This window comes from Pontibacter amylolyticus, from assembly GCF_014638845.1.
In the GTDB taxonomy this organism is placed as follows: Bacteria; Bacteroidota; Bacteroidia; order Cytophagales; family Hymenobacteraceae; genus Pontibacter; species Pontibacter amylolyticus.
The window spans coordinates 476,278-493,572 of record NZ_BMFP01000003.1; the positions used below are offsets into that span (position 1 = coordinate 476,278).

General features: G+C 54.7%; 15 protein-coding genes. 10 read left to right on the forward strand and 5 right to left on the reverse strand.

Features of this window, described 5'->3' with window-relative positions; all coding sequences use genetic code 11:
• Nucleotides 1–30 precede the first annotated feature (30 nt).
• Complete coding sequence (locus IEV97_RS10185) at nucleotides 31–1,302, reverse strand: OmpA family protein (RefSeq protein WP_188501405.1); 1,272 nt, start codon at nucleotides 1,300–1,302, stop codon at nucleotides 31–33.
• Nucleotides 1,303–1,941: 639 nt separating this feature from the next.
• On the opposite strand from IEV97_RS10185, the gene IEV97_RS10190 reads away from it, so the two are divergent.
• A complete protein-coding gene (locus IEV97_RS10190) occupies nucleotides 1,942–5,427 on the forward strand; it encodes a class I SAM-dependent DNA methyltransferase (protein ID WP_188501406.1) in 3,486 nt (1,161 codons plus the stop codon).
• Nucleotides 5,428–5,701: 274 nt separating this feature from the next.
• On the forward strand, nucleotides 5,702–6,703 hold the full coding sequence (locus IEV97_RS10195) for an endonuclease/exonuclease/phosphatase family protein (protein ID WP_188501407.1): 1,002 nt from the start codon (nucleotides 5,702–5,704) through the stop codon (nucleotides 6,701–6,703).
• A gap of 67 nt (nucleotides 6,704–6,770) precedes the next feature.
• Here IEV97_RS10195 and IEV97_RS10200 read toward each other — a convergent pair whose 3' ends face one another.
• Nucleotides 6,771–7,037, reverse strand: a complete 267-nt coding sequence (locus IEV97_RS10200; protein ID WP_188501408.1) for a hypothetical protein — start codon at nucleotides 7,035–7,037, stop codon at nucleotides 6,771–6,773.
• Between the two features lie 617 nt (nucleotides 7,038–7,654).
• Between IEV97_RS10200 and IEV97_RS10205 the strand changes: the two genes are divergently transcribed.
• Nucleotides 7,655–8,062, forward strand: a complete 408-nt coding sequence (locus IEV97_RS10205) for a hypothetical protein (protein ID WP_188501409.1) — start codon at nucleotides 7,655–7,657, stop codon at nucleotides 8,060–8,062.
• Between the two features lie 186 nt (nucleotides 8,063–8,248).
• Nucleotides 8,249–8,701, forward strand: coding sequence for a DUF1569 domain-containing protein (locus tag IEV97_RS10210; protein WP_188501410.1), 453 nt, complete (start codon nucleotides 8,249–8,251; stop codon nucleotides 8,699–8,701).
• Between the two features lie 1,084 nt (nucleotides 8,702–9,785).
• Here the strand turns inward: IEV97_RS10210 and IEV97_RS10215 are convergent.
• Both IEV97_RS10215 and IEV97_RS10220 read right to left on the reverse strand, forming a co-directional pair.
• Nucleotides 9,786–10,283 carry a hypothetical protein gene (locus IEV97_RS10215; protein ID WP_188501411.1) on the reverse strand — a complete coding sequence of 166 codons (498 nt, stop codon included), beginning with the start codon at nucleotides 10,281–10,283 and terminating at the stop codon, nucleotides 9,786–9,788.
• A 131-nt stretch (nucleotides 10,284–10,414) separates the two neighbouring features.
• Nucleotides 10,415–10,789: a hypothetical protein gene (locus IEV97_RS10220; protein ID WP_188501412.1), complete on the reverse strand. Its 375-nt coding sequence runs from the start codon at nucleotides 10,787–10,789 to the stop codon at nucleotides 10,415–10,417.
• A gap of 240 nt (nucleotides 10,790–11,029) precedes the next feature.
• Here IEV97_RS10220 and IEV97_RS10225 point away from each other — a divergent pair, with 240 nt between their 5' ends.
• The 4 genes from IEV97_RS10225 to IEV97_RS10240 all read left to right on the forward strand — a co-directional run bounded on the left by IEV97_RS10225 (nucleotide 11,030) and on the right by IEV97_RS10240 (nucleotide 13,919).
• The gene (locus tag IEV97_RS10225; RefSeq protein WP_188501413.1) at nucleotides 11,030–11,443 is read left to right on the forward strand and encodes a hypothetical protein; all 414 of its coding nucleotides are present in this window, start codon (nucleotides 11,030–11,032) and stop codon (nucleotides 11,441–11,443) included.
• 138 nt (nucleotides 11,444–11,581) lie between these two features.
• A complete protein-coding gene (locus tag IEV97_RS10230; protein WP_188501414.1) occupies nucleotides 11,582–11,776 on the forward strand; it encodes a hypothetical protein in 195 nt (64 codons plus the stop codon).
• A gap of 9 nt (nucleotides 11,777–11,785) precedes the next feature.
• Nucleotides 11,786–12,502: a PRC-barrel domain-containing protein gene (locus IEV97_RS10235; RefSeq protein WP_188501415.1), complete on the forward strand. Its 717-nt coding sequence runs from the start codon at nucleotides 11,786–11,788 to the stop codon at nucleotides 12,500–12,502.
• Nucleotides 12,503–12,650: 148 nt separating this feature from the next.
• Entirely contained in the window at nucleotides 12,651–13,919 is a 1,269-nt protein-coding gene (locus IEV97_RS10240; RefSeq protein ID WP_188501416.1) for a PQQ-dependent sugar dehydrogenase, read from the forward strand.
• A gap of 76 nt (nucleotides 13,920–13,995) precedes the next feature.
• Here IEV97_RS10240 and IEV97_RS10245 read toward each other — a convergent pair whose 3' ends face one another.
• A complete protein-coding gene (locus IEV97_RS10245) occupies nucleotides 13,996–14,634 on the reverse strand; it encodes a DUF2911 domain-containing protein (protein WP_188501417.1) in 639 nt (212 codons plus the stop codon).
• 190 nt (nucleotides 14,635–14,824) lie between these two features.
• Here IEV97_RS10245 and IEV97_RS10250 point away from each other — a divergent pair, with 190 nt between their 5' ends.
• The gene (locus tag IEV97_RS10250) at nucleotides 14,825–15,127 is read left to right on the forward strand and encodes a phosphoribosylpyrophosphate synthetase (RefSeq protein ID WP_188501418.1); all 303 of its coding nucleotides are present in this window, start codon (nucleotides 14,825–14,827) and stop codon (nucleotides 15,125–15,127) included.
• A gap of 13 nt (nucleotides 15,128–15,140) precedes the next feature.
• Nucleotides 15,141–17,276: a copper-translocating P-type ATPase gene (locus IEV97_RS10255; RefSeq protein ID WP_188501419.1), complete on the forward strand. Its 2,136-nt coding sequence runs from the start codon at nucleotides 15,141–15,143 to the stop codon at nucleotides 17,274–17,276.
• Nucleotides 17,277–17,295 lie beyond the last annotated feature (19 nt).

Here is a 17,295-nt window from a genome sequence, read left to right on the forward strand (position 1 = left end):
GTACCACCAAGGGCGGCACTGCCCTATGGGTTACTTCTTGGTCACCAGCACATCAATGCGCCGGTTCTGGGCGCGGCCTTCTTCGGTGGTGTTGTCTGCCACCGGGTGCTGCTCGCCATACCCTTCCGCCGCCAGACGATTGGCCGCTATACCTTGCTGCTGAATGGCATTTTTCACAGCTTCGGCCCTGCTCTGGGAAAGCTTGAGGTTGGCGGCCGGTTGGCCCACGTTGTCCGTGTAGCCGCCGATTTTGATGTTCACCTGCGGATACGCATTCAGTATCTTGACGATGTTGTCAATCTGCTCCTGCGACTCGGGCTGTATGCGGGCGCTGCCGGTCTCAAAATGCAGACGGTCGAAACTAAACCAACTGGTCTTGTCAGGCACTTTGTTCTTATCCTCAATAAAGGCCACCAGTTTGCTTTCGATGCCGTTCGGCGGGATGTTGAGCACCACCCCTCCCGGAATCTCCCGTTCGGTCATGTCCATATCGGTTTGCCTGGACGCCATGGGTTCCTCGGTGGTGGCAGGATTTTCCTCGGTGGTGGCAGGAGGCACCGTTGTGGTGGTTGGCTCCGTGGTCACATCCTCGGTATCGTCGTTGCAATTGCGGAGTCCGAAAATAAGCAACAGGAGGGCTGCAATGGCCAGCAGCGGCCAGAGCCAGTTTGTTTTTTTGCGAGGCTCCGGGGTATGGTGGACTCTCTCGGCAGCGGCCGCGGCGGCGGCCCTCGGTCGCTCTACATGAGGTGCGGCGGCCGCGGCGGCGCCACCCAGTCCGCCCAGACCCAAAGCACTGCCCAGCCCGGCAGGAAGCGCGCTCATGATGCTCGCTTTCTGGCTGCTCAGGTAACTGCTCAGGCCGTCTTCGTCCAACTCATCGTCGTGCACCTTTTTACCCAGGAAGCCCAGCACCAGCGGCGCTATGTAGCCCAGTATGGCCGACACGGAGGTGGGTTTTATACCTGCATACTTGCTGAGTGCATTTTGGACACCGTCTATTTTGTTGCCAAAGATCTGGGATAGGAACTGGTTGCCGACAGGCGCTGTACTGCCCGGCGCACCCGGAACCGTAGTGCTCAGGTTTGACAACAAACCGCTGTCGCTACCCCGGATCATGTTATAAATAGAACTCATCGCACCCGGCTCGGATGTGCGGCTAACCAAGCCGGCCAGCACGGCGGGTATGATGCCCCCAAAGGCTTTTGCAGTGGCAGGCTCGTTCTCGCCTAGTTCACCGCTGGTTCTTGATATGAGGTCCGGGGATATAAAACGCCGCAGTGACTCGAGTAAATCTGCCATAAGATCTTCGATTAAAGTTTAACAAAGTCAATTAAACTTTATACAGATTTAATACTATTTTGTTGCTGTATACCACAATAGCTGTTTCCTATAACTGATTCATATTCTGCTATTTAATACCATATCTGATGTTACTGCCGAAATAATCTGATCAGGTTGTGTCTTTCAAATGCAAATTGAAGGAGGTGGCAGCCCAATGCCGTCAACTTAAAGAACGACACTCCAAATTTGTCATCTCGACAGCATGGAGAGATCTGGGTCAATTCAGAACAATGGCAACATTTCAGATTTCTCACTGATAGAGGGCCCCTACCCCCAATGTCGTCAACTTAAGCGTTTTTTGTCATTTCGAACAAAGTGAGAAATCTGGAATATTGCGAAAATGCTTAAATAACCCAGATCTCTCCTACCGTCGAGATGACAGTATGGTCACAGTGTTTCTTAAGTTGACGGCATTGGGAGGTAGCTCTATTTAACATATGTATCCAACCCTGCACTTTTCAACAGATCCAGGCCGGTAGCCAGCGTAGCCAGGCATTCAGCAGCATAAATTATGTTGTGACATGAAGAATGCAGTATATTTATTATATATTAGATTTTTAATTTATTCGTCTCGTCGAAAACAAACCCTGCGCACCCATGCCTCATACCTCTACCCCATCCATTGCCCACTTCATCACCCGCTGGAAGGCTTCCGGCGCTTCCGAGAGAGCCAATTACCAGCTGTTTTTGTCGGAGCTGTGCGAGTTGCTGGGTGTGGAGAAGCCGCAGCCGGCCACCGACAAGGTACACGAGGCGACCTATACCTTTGAGCGGCCCGTGGTGTTTGACGATGGCGAGGGCAAGACGAGCACCAACTTCATCGACCTCTACAAAAAGGACTGCTTTGTGCTGGAGGCCAAGCAGGGTGCCGACAAGGCAGGTATAACCGAGGCCGAAAGCCTGGGCGGCGAAAAGGTGAAGACCAAGACCGGTACCGCCACCCGCGACACCCGCACCTGGGAGCGCGAAATGAAAAAGGCCAAGGAACAGGCCCTGCGCTATGCCCGCTCCCTGCCCACCACCGAAGGATGGCCGCCGTTCCTGGCCGTGGTGGACGTGGGCTACTGCATCGATCTGTACGCTGACTTTGCGCGGCAGGGCAAGACCTATGTACCTTTCCCCGATCCGCAAAACTATAGAATTACGCTCGACGAACTGCACCGCACCGAAGTGCGCGAGCGTCTGCGTTTGCTCTTCACGGAGCCGCTGGAACTGGACCCAAGTCGCCGTGCAGCCCGTGTTACCCGCGAGCTGGCCGCGCGGCTGGCGAAGCTGGCGGCCTCGCTCGAACAGGCTGGCCATAGCCCGGAGCAGGTGGCGGGTTTCCTGATGCGCTGCCTCTTCACCATGTTTGCCGAAGACGTGAAGCTGCTGCCCGACAACTCCTTCACCCGGCTGCTGCAGGACTACCGCCAGAACCTGGAGCACTTCCCCGATGCGCTGCAGGCGCTGTGGGAGAAAATGGACTCTGGCGGATTTGCCGCTATCCTGCACACCAAAATTCCGCGCTTTAACGGCTACCTCTTCAAAAACCCCGAGGCGCTGCCCATTACGGCGGCGCAGCTCGACCTGCTGGTGCTGGCTGCCGAAGCCGACTGGGCCGAGGTGGAGCCCGCCATTTTCGGCACTTTGCTGGAGCGGGCGCTGCAGCCGCGCGAGCGCCACAAACTGGGTGCCCACTACACGCCCCGCGCCTACGTGGAGCGCCTCGTGATGCCGACCGTAATTGAGCCGCTGCGCGAAGAGTGGGAAGCGGCCCGCACGGCTTCGGCCATACTAGAAGACGCCGGCGACGAGGCCGGTGCCCGAAGCGAGATTGAAAACTTCCACCGCCGGTTGTGCTCGGTGCGCGTGCTGGACCCGGCTTGCGGAAGCGGCAACTTCCTGTACGTGACCCTGGAGCACCTCAAAAGGCTGGAGGGCGAAGTGCTGGAGGTGCTGGCCCATTTCCCGCGTCAGCTGAAGATGGACATGACGGGCGGCTATACCGTAACACCGGCGCAGCTGCTGGGTCTGGAGGTGAACCCGCGGGCGGCGGCCATTGCCGACGTGGTGCTCTGGATCGGCTATCTGCAGTGGCATTTCCGGACGCATGGCTCGGCCGACCGACTCAGCGAACCGATCCTGCGTGAGTACGGTAACATCAAACAGCAGGACGCGGTGCTGAGCTATAGCGACAAAGTACCGCGCCTCGACACGAACGGACAGCCCGTTACCCGCTGGGACGGCCACAGCACCAAACCGCACCCGGTTACCGGACAGGAAGTGCCCGACGAAACCGCCCGCACCATCGTCTACGATTACCTTGACCCCAAACCCGCCTCCTGGCCCGAAGCCGATTTTATTGTGGGGAATCCGCCGTTTATTGGCCCTGCAAAAATGCGGGAATCATTAGGTGATGGGTATGCAGAAGCCCTAAGAAAGGCTTATAAAGGAATAGTGGGAGATAGTGCTGACTTTGTTATGTATTGGTGGTATAAAGCAGCGGAAGTTTTAGCAAAAGAAAAGATTGAAAGATTTGGATTTATCACGACCAATAGCATAACCAGATCATTTAATAGAAGAGTACTTCAGAATTTTATTGAAGCAAAACTCCCTGTTTCTGTAACGTATGCTATACCTGACCACCCTTGGGTAGATAGCGCAGATGGTGCAGCTGTACGTATAGCACTAACTGTTGCAGAAAAGGGTCAACATCAAGGAAGGTTAAATACAGTTATTGAAGAAAAAGAAAGTGATGAATTTGAAAGAATTATAGTTTTACAGGAGAGAGTTGGGGCAATCCAAGCAAATCTAACTATTGGCGCGGCTGTTATATCTTGCTCTATTCTATCAGCTAACGACAGAATCAGTAGCCGAGGCATGCAGACTATAGGCTCCGGTTTTCAGGTAACACGCGAAGAAGCCAAAAATCTAGGTTTAGGAAGAATTGAAAACCTTGACAAGTATATCAAAGAATACCGAAACGGTAAAGATTTGATGAGTTCTCCTCGTGGAATTATGATTATTGATCTTTATGGATTGTCTGAAAAAGAAGTCCTAACAAAATTCCCAGAAGTATATCAATGGGTATATGAAAGAGTTAAACCAGAAAGAGATGCAAAAGCACATTCTAAAGATGGAGCTGCTTACGCAAGACTTTGGTGGCTCTTTGGTAAACCACGACCTGAACTAAGAAAACATCTTGAGGGATTGCCAAGGTATATAGCGACTGGAGAAACAGCAAAACATCGCTTTTTTACATTCCTAGTTGCTTCTATACTTCCTGATAATGCAATTTTCACAATAGCAATATCTGATGCCTATCACCTTGGTGTATTTAGTAGTAAGATTCATGTTTGCTGGGCTTTAGCAACTGGAGGTAGATTAGAGGACAGACCAGTTTATAGCAAAACACTCTGCTTTGACCCCTTCCCCTTCCCTACCCCAACCGATGCACAGAAAGAGCAGATCCGAGGTATAGCCGAGCAGCTGGACGCGCACCGCAAGCAGCGGCAGGCGCAGCACCCTACGCTCACCATCACCGACATGTATAACGTGCTGGAGAAACTGCGGTCGGGCGAGGCGCTTTCGGCCAAAGAGCAGAAAACCCACGAGCAGGGGCTGGTGAGTATTTTGCTGCAACTCCACAACGAGCTCGATGCCGCCGTGGCCGCTGCTTATGGCTGGCCCGCCAATCTGCACGAAGAGGAAATACTGGAGCGCCTGGTGGCCCTCAACAAAGAACGCGCCGCCGAAGAGGCACGCGGCCTTGTCCGCTGGCTCCGCCCCGAGTACCAGAATCCGCAGGGCACGCAGCAGGGCGAGCTAGGTATAGAAAGCAAAAAAGCAGGCAAAACCGCCCTGGCCACCGCCAAAGAGGTGCTGGCCTGGCCGAAAACGCTGGCCGAGCAGGCGCAGGCCGTGCAACGGGCCCTGCAGCTGCACGAGCGCCCCGCCACCGCCGAAGACCTGGTGCGCCAGTTCAAGCCCGTCGCCAAGCCCCAGCAAACGCAGCGCCTCCAGCAGATCGACAGCCTGCTGCAAACGCTTCATGGCCTGGGCCTGTTACGGAAAACGGAGCAGGAGCAGTATGTGAAGTAAGATGTTTGAGGCAAAGACCTCGCGGCGTCCGAAGGTCCCGCGAGCGTCTGGCCTGTATCCTGCTTCTCTCCCTGGCAGCAAGCCCCCGCGGGTCCCAAAGACGCCGTGAAGTTTTTCTTTATACAGCATCCTGTGCAGGACAAGGTATTTGACAAGGTTTTCAGCGGTTCCGGCATGCGCGAGCCTGCCCTGGCCGCTGCATCCCGCCCCCAAAGGCCCCTGGTACACGGCTACTTAACAACCTAAACCCAGGTCTTGCTGTACAAAAGTCTACATGAAAATCGCCAGGAAGATCGCTTTCTACTTTACGCTGGTTTTAGGCACCGTCCTTATACTGGTCACACTCCTATCCCTCCTCTACAACATAACCTACTGGTACATCAAAGTGCTCGACTTCCCGAGAGTGCAGGTACTGACGGGGCTGCTCCTCTGCCTGGTTCTGTTCATCCCGATCAACGAGAAATGGGGTTATCCTGCCGTGGCCTTTTTGGTGGGGCTGCTAAGTGCTATCGTGATTCAGTCCACCTTCATCCTGCCCTATACCCCTATATCCGATAAAGCTGTAGCATCCGCTGAGCCACTGGCCGTGCAGAAAGGTCGAACCTTTAGCCTGCTGGTCGCCAACGTCTGGATGAAAAACCGGAAGGCAGAGGAGTTCCTGCGGATTGTGCAGGAGGCAGACCCTGACCTGGTGCTGGCCATGGAGACGGACCAGTGGTGGGCAGACCAAATCAGCCAGCTCCGGCATCGGTATGCGCATGTGGTTTCCTACCCGCTTGACAACACCTACGGCATGGTACTGTACTCCAAACTTCCCCTGATAGAAACCAGCATCCTGTTTCTGAAGCACGAGACGGTGCCCTCCATCCATACCAAAGTAGTGCTGCCAGGCGGAGCGGAGTTCATACTGCACGCGATGCACCCCGTTCCTCCTAAACCCAGCAAGCACCCGGATAATATGGGTACAGATGAAGTGGAGCTGTTGAAAGTAGGCAAGATGGTTAGCCAAACGGGTGTGCCCTCCGTGGTGGCCGGCGATTTAAATGATGTGGCCTGGTCGCACACGTCGCGTCTGTTCAACACGCAAAGCCGGCTCAGGGATGTGCGGGTCGGCAGGGGCCTTTACAACTCATTCGGCGCACATAACATCCTGTTGCGCTACCCGCTCGACCATGTGTATGTGTCAGGAGAGTTTCGGGTGCTGGAAATGGAACGGCTTCCGAAGTTCGGCTCCGACCATTTCCCTATCTTTGTAAAGCTTACTATAGTGGAGTAGGCAGCCCTGGCGGGTTCTCTCAGCTCTTGCGGTGAAGAGGCGGTTAAAGGCGCTACCTACAGTGCCGTTATTTTGAGAGTTCTTCGATGATTCTCCGTTTAACGCCGCGCTCTATTTCGCGCTCCACGTTTATGGTGTCGGCCGCACCGATCTTGTTAGCCAATGAGTCGATTCCGGTATATCGCTTCAGCTCCTTGTTGGCCGTATGGTGGAGCGAGTCAATGACCATCGTGGCGCCGGATTCCACTACATTGTAAAAGGTGTCTTCCAGGTTATTGTCTGAAGTGCAGGATACAGCACTGAAAGCGAGGGCTATATAAAGGAATTTCTTCATTGGGGTGAGGTAAATTAATGTGCTAAGATACCATGCTGGCCTGCAGCTTCCATACCACCGAACCATAGGAGTCCCTGGCTTCATACATACAACAGCAGGAGCGCCCTGTATAACGTGTAAAACCAGCCAGACGCACAGCGGTTGTTCAGGTATAAAAATGGTAGCTACAGGGCTCACACCAGCAGCAGTTTTGTCATTCCGACGACAGAGGGGCCTGTCACCATCGGCACCACCCTACTGCTCTTTCGGATTCGCAATCCGCCTGATTGCCTTTAGTTGCTGCCTTCGCTCATGCGAATTACAAATCCGCGGCTATTGTGCTTTCGGATTGCAAATCCGAAAGAGCGGGGGATCAAGGATTCAGAAGCAAAGACCTCGTGGTGTGCGCAGCTCCCGCGAGCGTCTAACGCAAAGCCCCGGCTATACCTGTCTGGGCGAAGGCCGATCTGTCAGACACTCGCGGGTCTAAAGACGCCGCGAGGTTTTATAGCCCAACTGCTGTTTCGGGTTGCAGATCAGAAAGACGGGGTTTCACACAAAATAATGATGGTGCGCCAGTTGGAAAACAAGGACGTGTAAGTACAATTGTTTATATTACAACTTATAAAAAACAGCCCATGCAAACCAGAATAATGATGACCTTGAGTGCCGCTGTGCTGGCGATCTTAGGTATAGCCTTTACCTTTCTGCCCGACGAGCTGGCCGTATACCTGGGCGCGGAGCCGGGTCCGCTTCATGTGCTCCTGCTGCAAGTGTTGGGCGCGCTGTACGCAGGCTTCGCCATGCTCAACTGGATGGCCAAAGGCAGCCGGATCGGCGGCATTTACAACCGCCCGATCTGCATCGCCAACTTCGCCCATTTTTTCATCGGCGCCATGGCCATGCTCAAGTTTTTGTTCCGCTACCCCGAGCAGCCCTTTGTGCTCTGGATTTTATGTGCCGTGTACGCCGGCCTGGCCGCCTGGTTCGGCCTCACGCTTTACCGGCATCCGCTGCCTGTGACAGAGGAAAAGGTGAAGGCCTGAGGATAAAGCACCTAGACCCGGAGGGATATATTGTTCCTTCTCCCCTGTAGGTATACATCTGCAGGCATAAGCTTTATTTGCGCTCCGAATTCCATTGAATATACCAATTACAGGTGCTGTTATACCTTTTGTTAAGTGTATCTTCAGGCATCCGAAAACCAGCCCTTCGACATAACCACTTTAACCATGAAAAACCTTTTCACGCCAGACACCACGGCAGCACTTACGCAGCGCATCAACAAGCTTGCGCCCGACACAAAGCAGCTCTGGGGTAAGATGAATGCAGCCCAGATGCTGGCCCACTGCAACGTCATCTACGAGATGGCTTACGAAAACAAGCACCCGAAGCCCAACGCCTTCAAGCGGGCCATCCTGCGACTGCTGCTGAAAAACACGGTGGTCAACGAGACGCCCTACAAGCGGAACAGCGCCACGGCCCCACAGCTCAAGATGAAGACCGACAAAGACTTTGCAACCGAGAAGGCCCGCCTCCTGCAGTACATCCGCCAGACAGAGGCCCTGGGAGCCGCCCACTTCCAAGGCCTGGACTCGCATTCCTTCGGTCCGCTCAGCAGCCAAGAATGGAACAACATGTTCTATAAGCACCTCGACCACCATTTGAACCAGTTTGGTGTGTAGGGTTGGTATATGTTGCCAAGTGGATTTTCGGCAGCTGTTCCCCACCTGTCATCCTGAAAGGATCTTGGTTGAAGGGAGGTTAAGCAGTAGCTATAACACACCCTGCCCCTCTCTTCGAAGAGGGCCCCTAGCCCCAGAGGGGATTTTCTGCTACTTCTACTTCACAGGTATAAGCCCTGTGGTTTTAGCAGTTACTGTGCTATACCGGGTCCAACCACCCCTGCCCCTCCTTGTCCAAGGAGGGGAATTCGTAACTGCCGTTACACAGGTATAGACGTCATAGCCTCGGTTTTCGTGGACAATTGACATCCCCCTGCCCCCTTCAAAGGGGGACTCTGCCTTCTCTATCTGTCATCCTGAAAGGATCTTGGTTGGATAGGGACAGGCAGTCACTACAACCCACCCCTGCCCCTCCCTTTGTCGAGGGCCCCTACCCCCAGAGGGGATTTTCTGCTACTTCTACTTCACAGGTATAAGCCCTGTGGTTTTAGCAGTTCCTGTGCAGTACCGGGTCCAACCACCCCTGACCCCTCCTTTTCCAAGGAGGGGAGTTTCCGCCGCTGCCAGTTCGTAAGTATAGGCATTGTCACCTCAATTACCCATGCACGATTAACATCCCCCTGCCCCTCCCGAAACAAGTCCGGGATCTTCGACTTCGGAGGGGGACTTTCCGCCGTTGCCAGTGTCAGGTATAAGCTTCGTCGTTTCTGTCACAGAACACTAGCAGGTATAGCAAGACTAACTTGCACCGGAGCGATGGAACAAATCACTTTAGCCAGGTGCGCGAACGACGATTTTTTGTTTGAGCAGTCAGCGAGTTCAAAATCGTCTTGATTTTTTTGCTTACTGGGGGTAGGGGCCCTCTTTCTTTTCATCAAGGAAAAAATTGAGGCCCGCCCGGCCAGGGCAAGCTACAAAGCAATGCTGGAGGCTATACCTGCGACAACCTCAGGCAAGAATTAATTTCTCAAGCTACCCACTGCGTCTCCATGCAGTGGCCTAAACACAATAAAAAAGGCCAGTGCGAAGGCAAAACCATATCACGGTATACCTGCACACCGGCCTTTATAACTTACCTGGTTTCTTATACCTTCACAGCCTGCGGCGTCTGCACGATCCTCTTCTGAATGATCGCATTCCACTTCTCCGCCAGTTGCAGCTCACCTCTCAGCATCATGATGTCTTTCGTGACGTAGAACGGCAGGTATACGCTCGTTGCTTTCGACCCGTGCAAGGCAATGCGCAGGCCGATCGCGTCGATGATGCGGTTACCGTTTACGTCGCGGTGCGCATTGTCTACTTCGCACTGCTTCACAGAACCCAGGTCCAGACTCGTTTCCTGTGGCTCGGCCTTGTCGTTGTGCCAGTAAAAGAGGCGGTTATTGGCCTCGTCGAGTCCGATGCCGTACTGCTCGTCCCAAACATCATGCTGCACCAGGTTCAGCCCCTTCCGGTTTGCCGCTTCCATAAACGGCTGCTTTGCTTTTTCTAACTTCGACTTTTGCTTGTGTTGTATATAGTAAATAGGAATCACGAACAGGGCCAAAGCCAGTAGTCCCATTACGATGGTTGATGTATCCATTCTTCTTTTCTTTTTCTAAATAATGTAAAATAACAGGTACAGGTATGCCAGCCGGCGCAAGGGCCGCTTCATACCTGATGGTGCTGATCAGCAGGGCTTATCCCCTGCGAGGCGTTAAAAAAGAAAAGAGATTACCAGAAGTAGTGGAAGGGGAAAATGATGTCGCGGATGGTGAGGCCGGGACTGAAATACCGGGACCGCTGCAGGTAGTGCACCGCCTGTAGTTGCAGCCTGAACTCCTGTGTCCAGATGAAGGCGGCCAGACCCGGAAATGCCTGCTTAAGCGGTGCAGAAGGCCTTGGCTGCCCTAGTCGTAGTTGCTCTTCCGGCTGAAGGAATCCCGCTGTCCCTTCGAGTTTGCCTTTGTCAAAATGGGTTGATTTACCTTCCGTGGCCCATTCCTTTACCGATTGGGCCCGCATCTCCATCGCCGCCCTGGTCTGCATCCAGTAGAAAGCAAAAAAGAGCGAGAGCGCAAAGACTATATTTTTGACAGCGTAGTGCACGTTGCAATATACCACTATTAAACAAGGCCTGCCCCACCCCCGCCCCACATAATTTATGTTTTGACGTCTATCTGCAAAGCGGTTGCCTTCTCAGATCGATAACTGCCCCATCCGTGGCAACATTTAGCATCCGGTGTCCGGTATAAAATAAAGTTCATCAGAAAGACGCCTGCATATACGTACCAGACTAAAGTAGCACCCCTTCTCATTAATAAGCCTACACTCACAAGCAGCGATAAAATGTACACGTTAAAACCATTCAAACACTACTGGAACAGTCTTGGCCAGCGCTACTGCACCATCCGCTACCTCAGATCCAGGAAAATGGTCAATCTTATCTGGAAAGGCACCGCCACCAGGGAGGGTATACAGGAGGTGGCAGTAGGGCTCAGAAAATTAATCAGCCAATACCCTAGTCGGTCTATTCTGAACGATGTGCAGGAGTTTCACCAGGGGCCGGCAGACTACCTGATGTGGTCTGACTGGGACATGAAAGGGCTCGTCGAAGAAGGCATTCGCTGCATTGCCTACGTCCTGCCTCCAGAGGACACGCTACCGGAGCCAATAGAGTATAGCAGCCAGACACCTGAGGTAAAGTTTTTCAGACACACCATGGATGCCGTAGAGTGGCTCAACGAACAGAATCTGCTCTGAATACGCCTGCCACAGAGGCCAGGCGGGCAGCCTTTCAACAATCATCTCTGCAACAGCGTATTAAGCAAAACACCTCCCTGCGCACCAGTTTCAGGGCCCGGTGAACTGATAAAACTATGGAAAAAATAAAAACGCAACATGGCTGAGATACACATCGAAAAAAAGAAAAAACCTGTGTGGCCCTGGATCCTGCTGGTCGTGATACTACTCCTGCTGGGCTGGGCTGTTTATGAACTGTTTCTAAGAGACGGACAAGTCCAGGCTCTTGCCGCTGTCAGCACGCTGCTGCCTGCACCAAGTCCTGAACTGATGCCTGATGTGATACGCACTTAAACTGAACTTATGAACGACAACGAATTAAGAAATGAAAGACTGGTGCCTCTGAGCGAGCTGAAAGACTACGAGGTCGCCAAAAACAACACCGACGTGACCGGCTGGCGCGTGGTAGGCGCCGACGGCGAAAAGCTGGGGGATGTGAAAGATCTGGTGGTGGACATGGACGCCATGAAAGTGCGCTACCTCTCCGTGCTGGGAGACCACCGCTTCTTCGACCGCGACCGCGACACCTACCTGCTCATACCGATCGGGGCAGCTGCCCTCGACCGCAAAGGCAAGAACATCTTCGTGGCCTCTGTGGATGCAAAAAGCATTGCCAACTACCCGGCCTATGCGGGCGGACCGATCACGCCGGATTATGAGTATGCCGTGCGCGACAATTTCCGGCGGGCCCACCGCGACGCCTTCGACGACAAGAACGAGTACAAGTCTGAGTTTAACGATGCCCTGCAGCACGACGCCACCACGACGCGCCGCATCAACCCGGACTTTTACAACGACGAGTCGTTTAACGAGGACCGCTTCTATGCAGTGCAGGATGCCACCGCCGACCGTGACTCGCACGCCCGGCACGTAGCCGACCGCAGCGATAGCAGAGACTACCGCAGCAAGCCCGTGGAAGACGCCATTACTACCATTGAGCGACTGGAGAACCTGCGGGAGCGCGGCTCGATCACCGAGGAAGAATTTATCCTCCTCAAGAAGAGAGCGCTGGACTCCTAGGCCAGACCGGTCCGTATGCTATACCTGCAAAGCCGCACCTGCAAACCGTGCGGCTTTTCGGTTTACGGGTGCCTGCGAACAAATTACCTACAATGGAGTAAAACGAATGATTAAACGCTGTTTACCAACCACCAAAAGATAAAACACTATGAAACTATCCCGACTCATCCTCATGAGTGCCATCGGCATCGCCACCATGGGCGCTTCCTGCAGCGAAGAGAGAGCCACCGAACAGGAAAAAGACCCACAAGAGCCCGTAGCCACTACACCGCAGGAAGACTGTCAGCCAATTGACAGGGGCGCGCCCAACTCTCCGGAGCAGAAGCCGACCTTCGAGGGCCAGACCCGTGCCTGTGAGATAAAATCTGAAACGGCTATTGACGTGCAGGTGCTCACCAAGAACCTTAAAAAGCCCTGGGCCGTGGAGCCCTTGCCGGATGGCAACCTGCTTGTCACTGAAAAGGGAGGCCAGATGCGCATCGTGTCGGCCACCGGACAGATTGGCAACCCGATAACAGGTATACCGAAAGTGGATGCCCGCGGACAGGGCGGCTTGCTGGACGTGGCCCTCGGCCCTAAGTTCGGTTCCGACCGCATGATCTACTGGAGCTACACCGAACCGCGCCAGGGCGGCAACGCGACCAGCGTAGCCCGCGGGGTGCTTTCCGAAGACCGTTCGCGCGTAGAGAATGTGCAGGTGATCTTCCAGGCGCAGCCCACTTACGACGGCACGATGCACTACGGCTCCCGCCTGGCTTTCGGACCGGATGGCATGCTCTACATCACCCTGGGCGAGCGATCGGATATAGAGATACGTCCTCAGGCGCAGCAGATGAACAGCCACATGGGCAAGATCATCCGCATTGCGCCGGACGGCAAAGTGCCGAACGACAACCCGTTCGTGAAGAAAGAAAACAACCTGCCTGAGATCTGGAGTGTTGGTCACCGCAACGTGCAGGCGGCCGCTTTCAACAGCCAGGGCCAGCTCTGGATCGTGGAGATGGGTCCGCAGGGTGGTGATGAACTGAACCTGGTCGAAAAGGGAAAGAACTATGGCTGGCCAGCAGTCACGTTCGGGGAGGAATACTCCGGCGAGCCTGTCCCTAATGCGGTGACCACCAAAGAGGGCTTCGTAGATCCTGTCTATTACTGGGATCCGGTAATTGCCCCTTCAGGAGCGCAGTTTTATACGGGCAGTGCTTTTCCGGAGTGGAAGGGGAACCTGTTCGTGGGCGGCCTCCGCGCGCAAGGGCTGGTGCGCCTGCGCATCGAGAACAACCGCGTGACCGGCGAGGAGCACCTGCTCCGCGACCGCGATCAGCGTATACGTGACGTGCGCCAGGGAGCGGACGGAGCGCTATACCTGGTGACCGACCAAGAGAACGGCGAACTCTGGAAAATCATGCCGAAGCAGTAGGCACTACAAAAGATGCAATAACAAAAAAGGACAGGTATACGCCTGTCCTTTTTCTATTTAATATTGTTCCAACTGCTTAGTTATGAGTCACCGGAAGCGTCACGCGCAGCATGTCCCAGGTGATCTGGATGCTGCCTGCGCCGTCCTCCCCTGAAATGATTTCATAGCGCAGCCTTTCCTGTTTGGTAGGGGCCACTTCGGGCTTCACGGTAAAGCGCAGCACATCCTCTGCTTCCTTGTAGTCGTCGGCCAGGTGCTGCTCCCAGTTTTTGTTGATGATGATCGTCCACTCCTGCTCACCCGGAATGGTGAACAAGGCGTACTTGCCGGCCGGTAGCTCCTTCCCGCCTATTGTGATGTCCTTGTCGGTCATCAGGCTGGTAGCAGTGTGCGCGCCTGTCACCCATACCTGGTCATAGGCCACCAGTCCGCCCCAGATCACGCGTCCGCGTACTGCCGGCGAGTGATAGGCGATGGTCAGGTGCGCGTCGCCGATCATGCCGTGCGCCTCCGCCTTCAGGCTTCCCTTTAAGGTATCCGGCTCTGCCTGCACCCCGATGGTGTTCGCGCCCTCGCTTGGTTGCATATTATGTCCGGAATGGCTTTCTTGTGCCGGAGGCGTTTCCTGCTCGTTTTTCTGCTCCGGCTGGTTGCAATGCGTCAGGGTGGCGCTGAGCACAAGCCCTAATGCAAGATGGGTAAAGGTTTTTTTCATGTCAGTGAGATCTAGTGGTCGTTTTATACGAAGGCGAAGCTACAAATTGTTTCTCACACAAAGGCGCTCCCCCACCCTGTATTTATGCCTTACACCGGAGCCGCTGCAAGCAGTAAGACAGCCCGGTTATAACGAAAGCAATGCGCCCGCAGTACAAGACTGTGTACAAATACCCTAAACATAGATAACCATGACCCACCACAGTTACGACACCCTTTCCGGCGCCTTGAACGGGCTAAAGCAGAGAGGCTATACCGAAGACTTCAATCTGAAGGAAAACTGCATTATCTGCACCTCAAAACCCCTGGAGCTTAAACCCGAAGAGTTTGACATCGAGGAAGTGCACCGTTTCGAGGGCATGAGCAATCCGGATGACAGCTCGGTGGTGTACGCCATCGCTTCCACCTATGGAGTGAAAGGTGTATTGGTAGATGCCTACGGCGCCTATGCAGAGGCCATCACCCCTGAAATGGCGCAGAAGCTGAGAGTTTAAACCCTAAAGAATCATGGATCACGATCACCAGCATCACCACAACAGCCAGAAGCACCAGGCCCAAAAGCAGCAGGATCGGCTAACCGAAAGGCTCGAGGAAAAGGCGCTGCACGGCCACGAGCAGGCCATGCATGAAGACACCAGCGGGCACCCACCGCACGACGAGCATGACCACAGCGGACACGGCCACGGCGAGCACGGTCACGACCATCACCGCATGATGATCGAGGACTTCAAGAAGCGTTTCTGGATCTCGCTCGCGCTGTCTATACCTGTCATCCTCCTCAGCCCGATGGTGCAGCACATCCTGGGCTTTACGCTGGATGTACCCTACAGTATGTACATCGCCTTCGTGCTCTCCTCCATCATCTATTTCTACGGTGGCTGGCCTTTCCTGACGGGTCTGGTTGAGGAGGTGAAGAAGGGTGCGCCGGGTATGATGACGCTGATAGGAGTGGCCATTACGGTGGCGTACCTTTACAGTTCTGCCATTGTGTTCGGTCTGGAGGGCATGGACTTCTTCTGGGAGTTGGCCACGCTAATCGTGATCATGCTGCTTGGACACTGGATCGAAATGAAATCGGTGTTGGGTGCCTCCAAGGCATTGGAACTGCTGGTGAGCATGATGCCTGCCGAAGCGATGCTGATCAGGGATGGGGAGACGGTGCGCGTACGAATCGAAGAGCTGCAGAAGGGCGATCTGATCCTGGTGAAGCCCGGAGAGAAAGTGCCCGCCGATGGTGTGGTGGAAGACGGCGAGAGCCACCTGAACGAGAGCATGCTCACCGGCGAGAGCAAGCCGGTCAAAAAGACGATAGACGACAAAGTGATCGGCGGCTCCGTGAACGGCAACGGTGCTCTCCGGGTAAGGGTGGAGCATACGGGTAAGGAGAGTTACCTCAACAAGGTGATCAAACTGGTGCAGGATGCCCAGAAAACGAAATCGGATACGCAGCGACTGGCCGACCGCGCCGCCAAATGGCTGACCTACGTGGCACTGACCGCCGGCTTCGGCACCTTTGCCGTGTGGCTTTTGCTGGGGCAGGACCTGGCTTTTGCGCTGGAGCGCATGGTGACGGTGATGGTGATTTCCTGTCCGCACGCGCTGGGGCTGGCTGTGCCGCTGGTAGTCGCTATTTCCACAGCAGTCTCAGCCAACAACGGCCTGCTCATCCGCAACCGCACCGCCTTCGAGAACGCCCGCCTCATCACCACCGTCATCTTCGACAAGACCGGCACGCTCACCCAGGGCTCGCATGAAATCGCCGCTGTCGTGACCTTTGACAAGACTGTGGACGAGCGTGAAATGCTGCGGCTGGCCGCTGCGGTGGAACAGAACTCGGAGCACTTTATCGCGCAGGGCATCCTTAGGAGAGTGAAAAAACAAGGTATAACCGTGCCTCCGGCGCAGTCCTTCAACTACCTGCCCGGCAAAGGGCTGGAAGGGATGGTCGAGGGCCGGGATGTGAAAGTGGTCGGCCCTAACTACCTCAGGGAATTCAACATACAGGTACCGGCCAGTGAGGCCGAGGAAGGTGTGGAAACGGTGGTCTATGTTTTGACAGACGAGCGCCCTGTCGGCTACATCACCATGCGCGACCAAATACGGGAGGAGTCGGCCGAGGCCATCCGGGTGCTAAAAGCGAACGGCATCAAGAACCTGCTGCTGACCGGCGACAATGAGCGGGTAGCCAAAAGCGTGAGCGACAAGCTGCAGATGGATGGCTTCCTGGCCAACGTGCTGCCCCACCAGAAACAGGAAAAGGTGAAGGAACTACAGGCCAAAGGTGAGTTTGTGGCCATGACGGGCGACGGCGTGAACGACGCCCCTGCCCTGGCGCAGGCCGACGTAGGTATAGCGGTAGGCTCCGGCACAGACGTAGCCGCCGAAACAGCCGACATCATCCTGGTCAACAGCAATCCTCAGGACATCGCCTCGCTCATACTCTTCGGCAAGGCCACCTACCGTAAAATGATTCAGAACCTGATCTGGGCCACCGGCTATAACGTCATCGCGCTGCCTCTGGCCGCCGGCGTGCTTTACAACCAGGGCATCATGGTTTCGCCTGCCGTGGGTGCAGCTTTAATGAGTCTGAGCACCGTGATCGTGGCAATCAATGCGCAGTTGCTGCGCCGGCAGATCAGGTAGCAGCAGAAGTGAACGCTCT

Bases quoted from the DNA above. Each gene is read 5' to 3' on its own strand.
- IEV97_RS10185 (WP_188501405.1), bottom strand. From the start codon at position 1,302: ATGGCAGATTTACTCGAGTCACTGCGGCGTTTTATATCCCCGGACCTC.
- IEV97_RS10230 (WP_188501414.1), top strand. From the start codon at position 11,582: ATGGCTGAGATACACATCGAAAAAAAGAAAAAACCTGTGTGGCCCTGG.
- IEV97_RS10205 (WP_188501409.1), top strand. From the start codon at position 7,655: ATGCAAACCAGAATAATGATGACCTTGAGTGCCGCTGTGCTGGCGATC.
- IEV97_RS10195 (WP_188501407.1), top strand. From the start codon at position 5,702: ATGAAAATCGCCAGGAAGATCGCTTTCTACTTTACGCTGGTTTTAGGC.
- IEV97_RS10240 (WP_188501416.1), top strand. From the start codon at position 12,651: ATGAAACTATCCCGACTCATCCTCATGAGTGCCATCGGCATCGCCACC.
- IEV97_RS10255 (WP_188501419.1), top strand. From the start codon at position 15,141: ATGGATCACGATCACCAGCATCACCACAACAGCCAGAAGCACCAGGCC.
- IEV97_RS10190 (WP_188501406.1), top strand. From the start codon at position 1,942: ATGCCTCATACCTCTACCCCATCCATTGCCCACTTCATCACCCGCTGG.
- IEV97_RS10210 (WP_188501410.1), top strand. From the start codon at position 8,249: ATGAAAAACCTTTTCACGCCAGACACCACGGCAGCACTTACGCAGCGC.
- IEV97_RS10225 (WP_188501413.1), top strand. From the start codon at position 11,030: ATGTACACGTTAAAACCATTCAAACACTACTGGAACAGTCTTGGCCAG.
- IEV97_RS10235 (WP_188501415.1), top strand. From the start codon at position 11,786: ATGAACGACAACGAATTAAGAAATGAAAGACTGGTGCCTCTGAGCGAG.
- IEV97_RS10215 (WP_188501411.1), bottom strand. From the start codon at position 10,283: ATGGATACATCAACCATCGTAATGGGACTACTGGCTTTGGCCCTGTTC.
- IEV97_RS10245 (WP_188501417.1), bottom strand. From the start codon at position 14,634: ATGAAAAAAACCTTTACCCATCTTGCATTAGGGCTTGTGCTCAGCGCC.
- IEV97_RS10200 (WP_188501408.1), bottom strand. From the start codon at position 7,037: ATGAAGAAATTCCTTTATATAGCCCTCGCTTTCAGTGCTGTATCCTGC.
- IEV97_RS10250 (WP_188501418.1), top strand. From the start codon at position 14,825: ATGACCCACCACAGTTACGACACCCTTTCCGGCGCCTTGAACGGGCTA.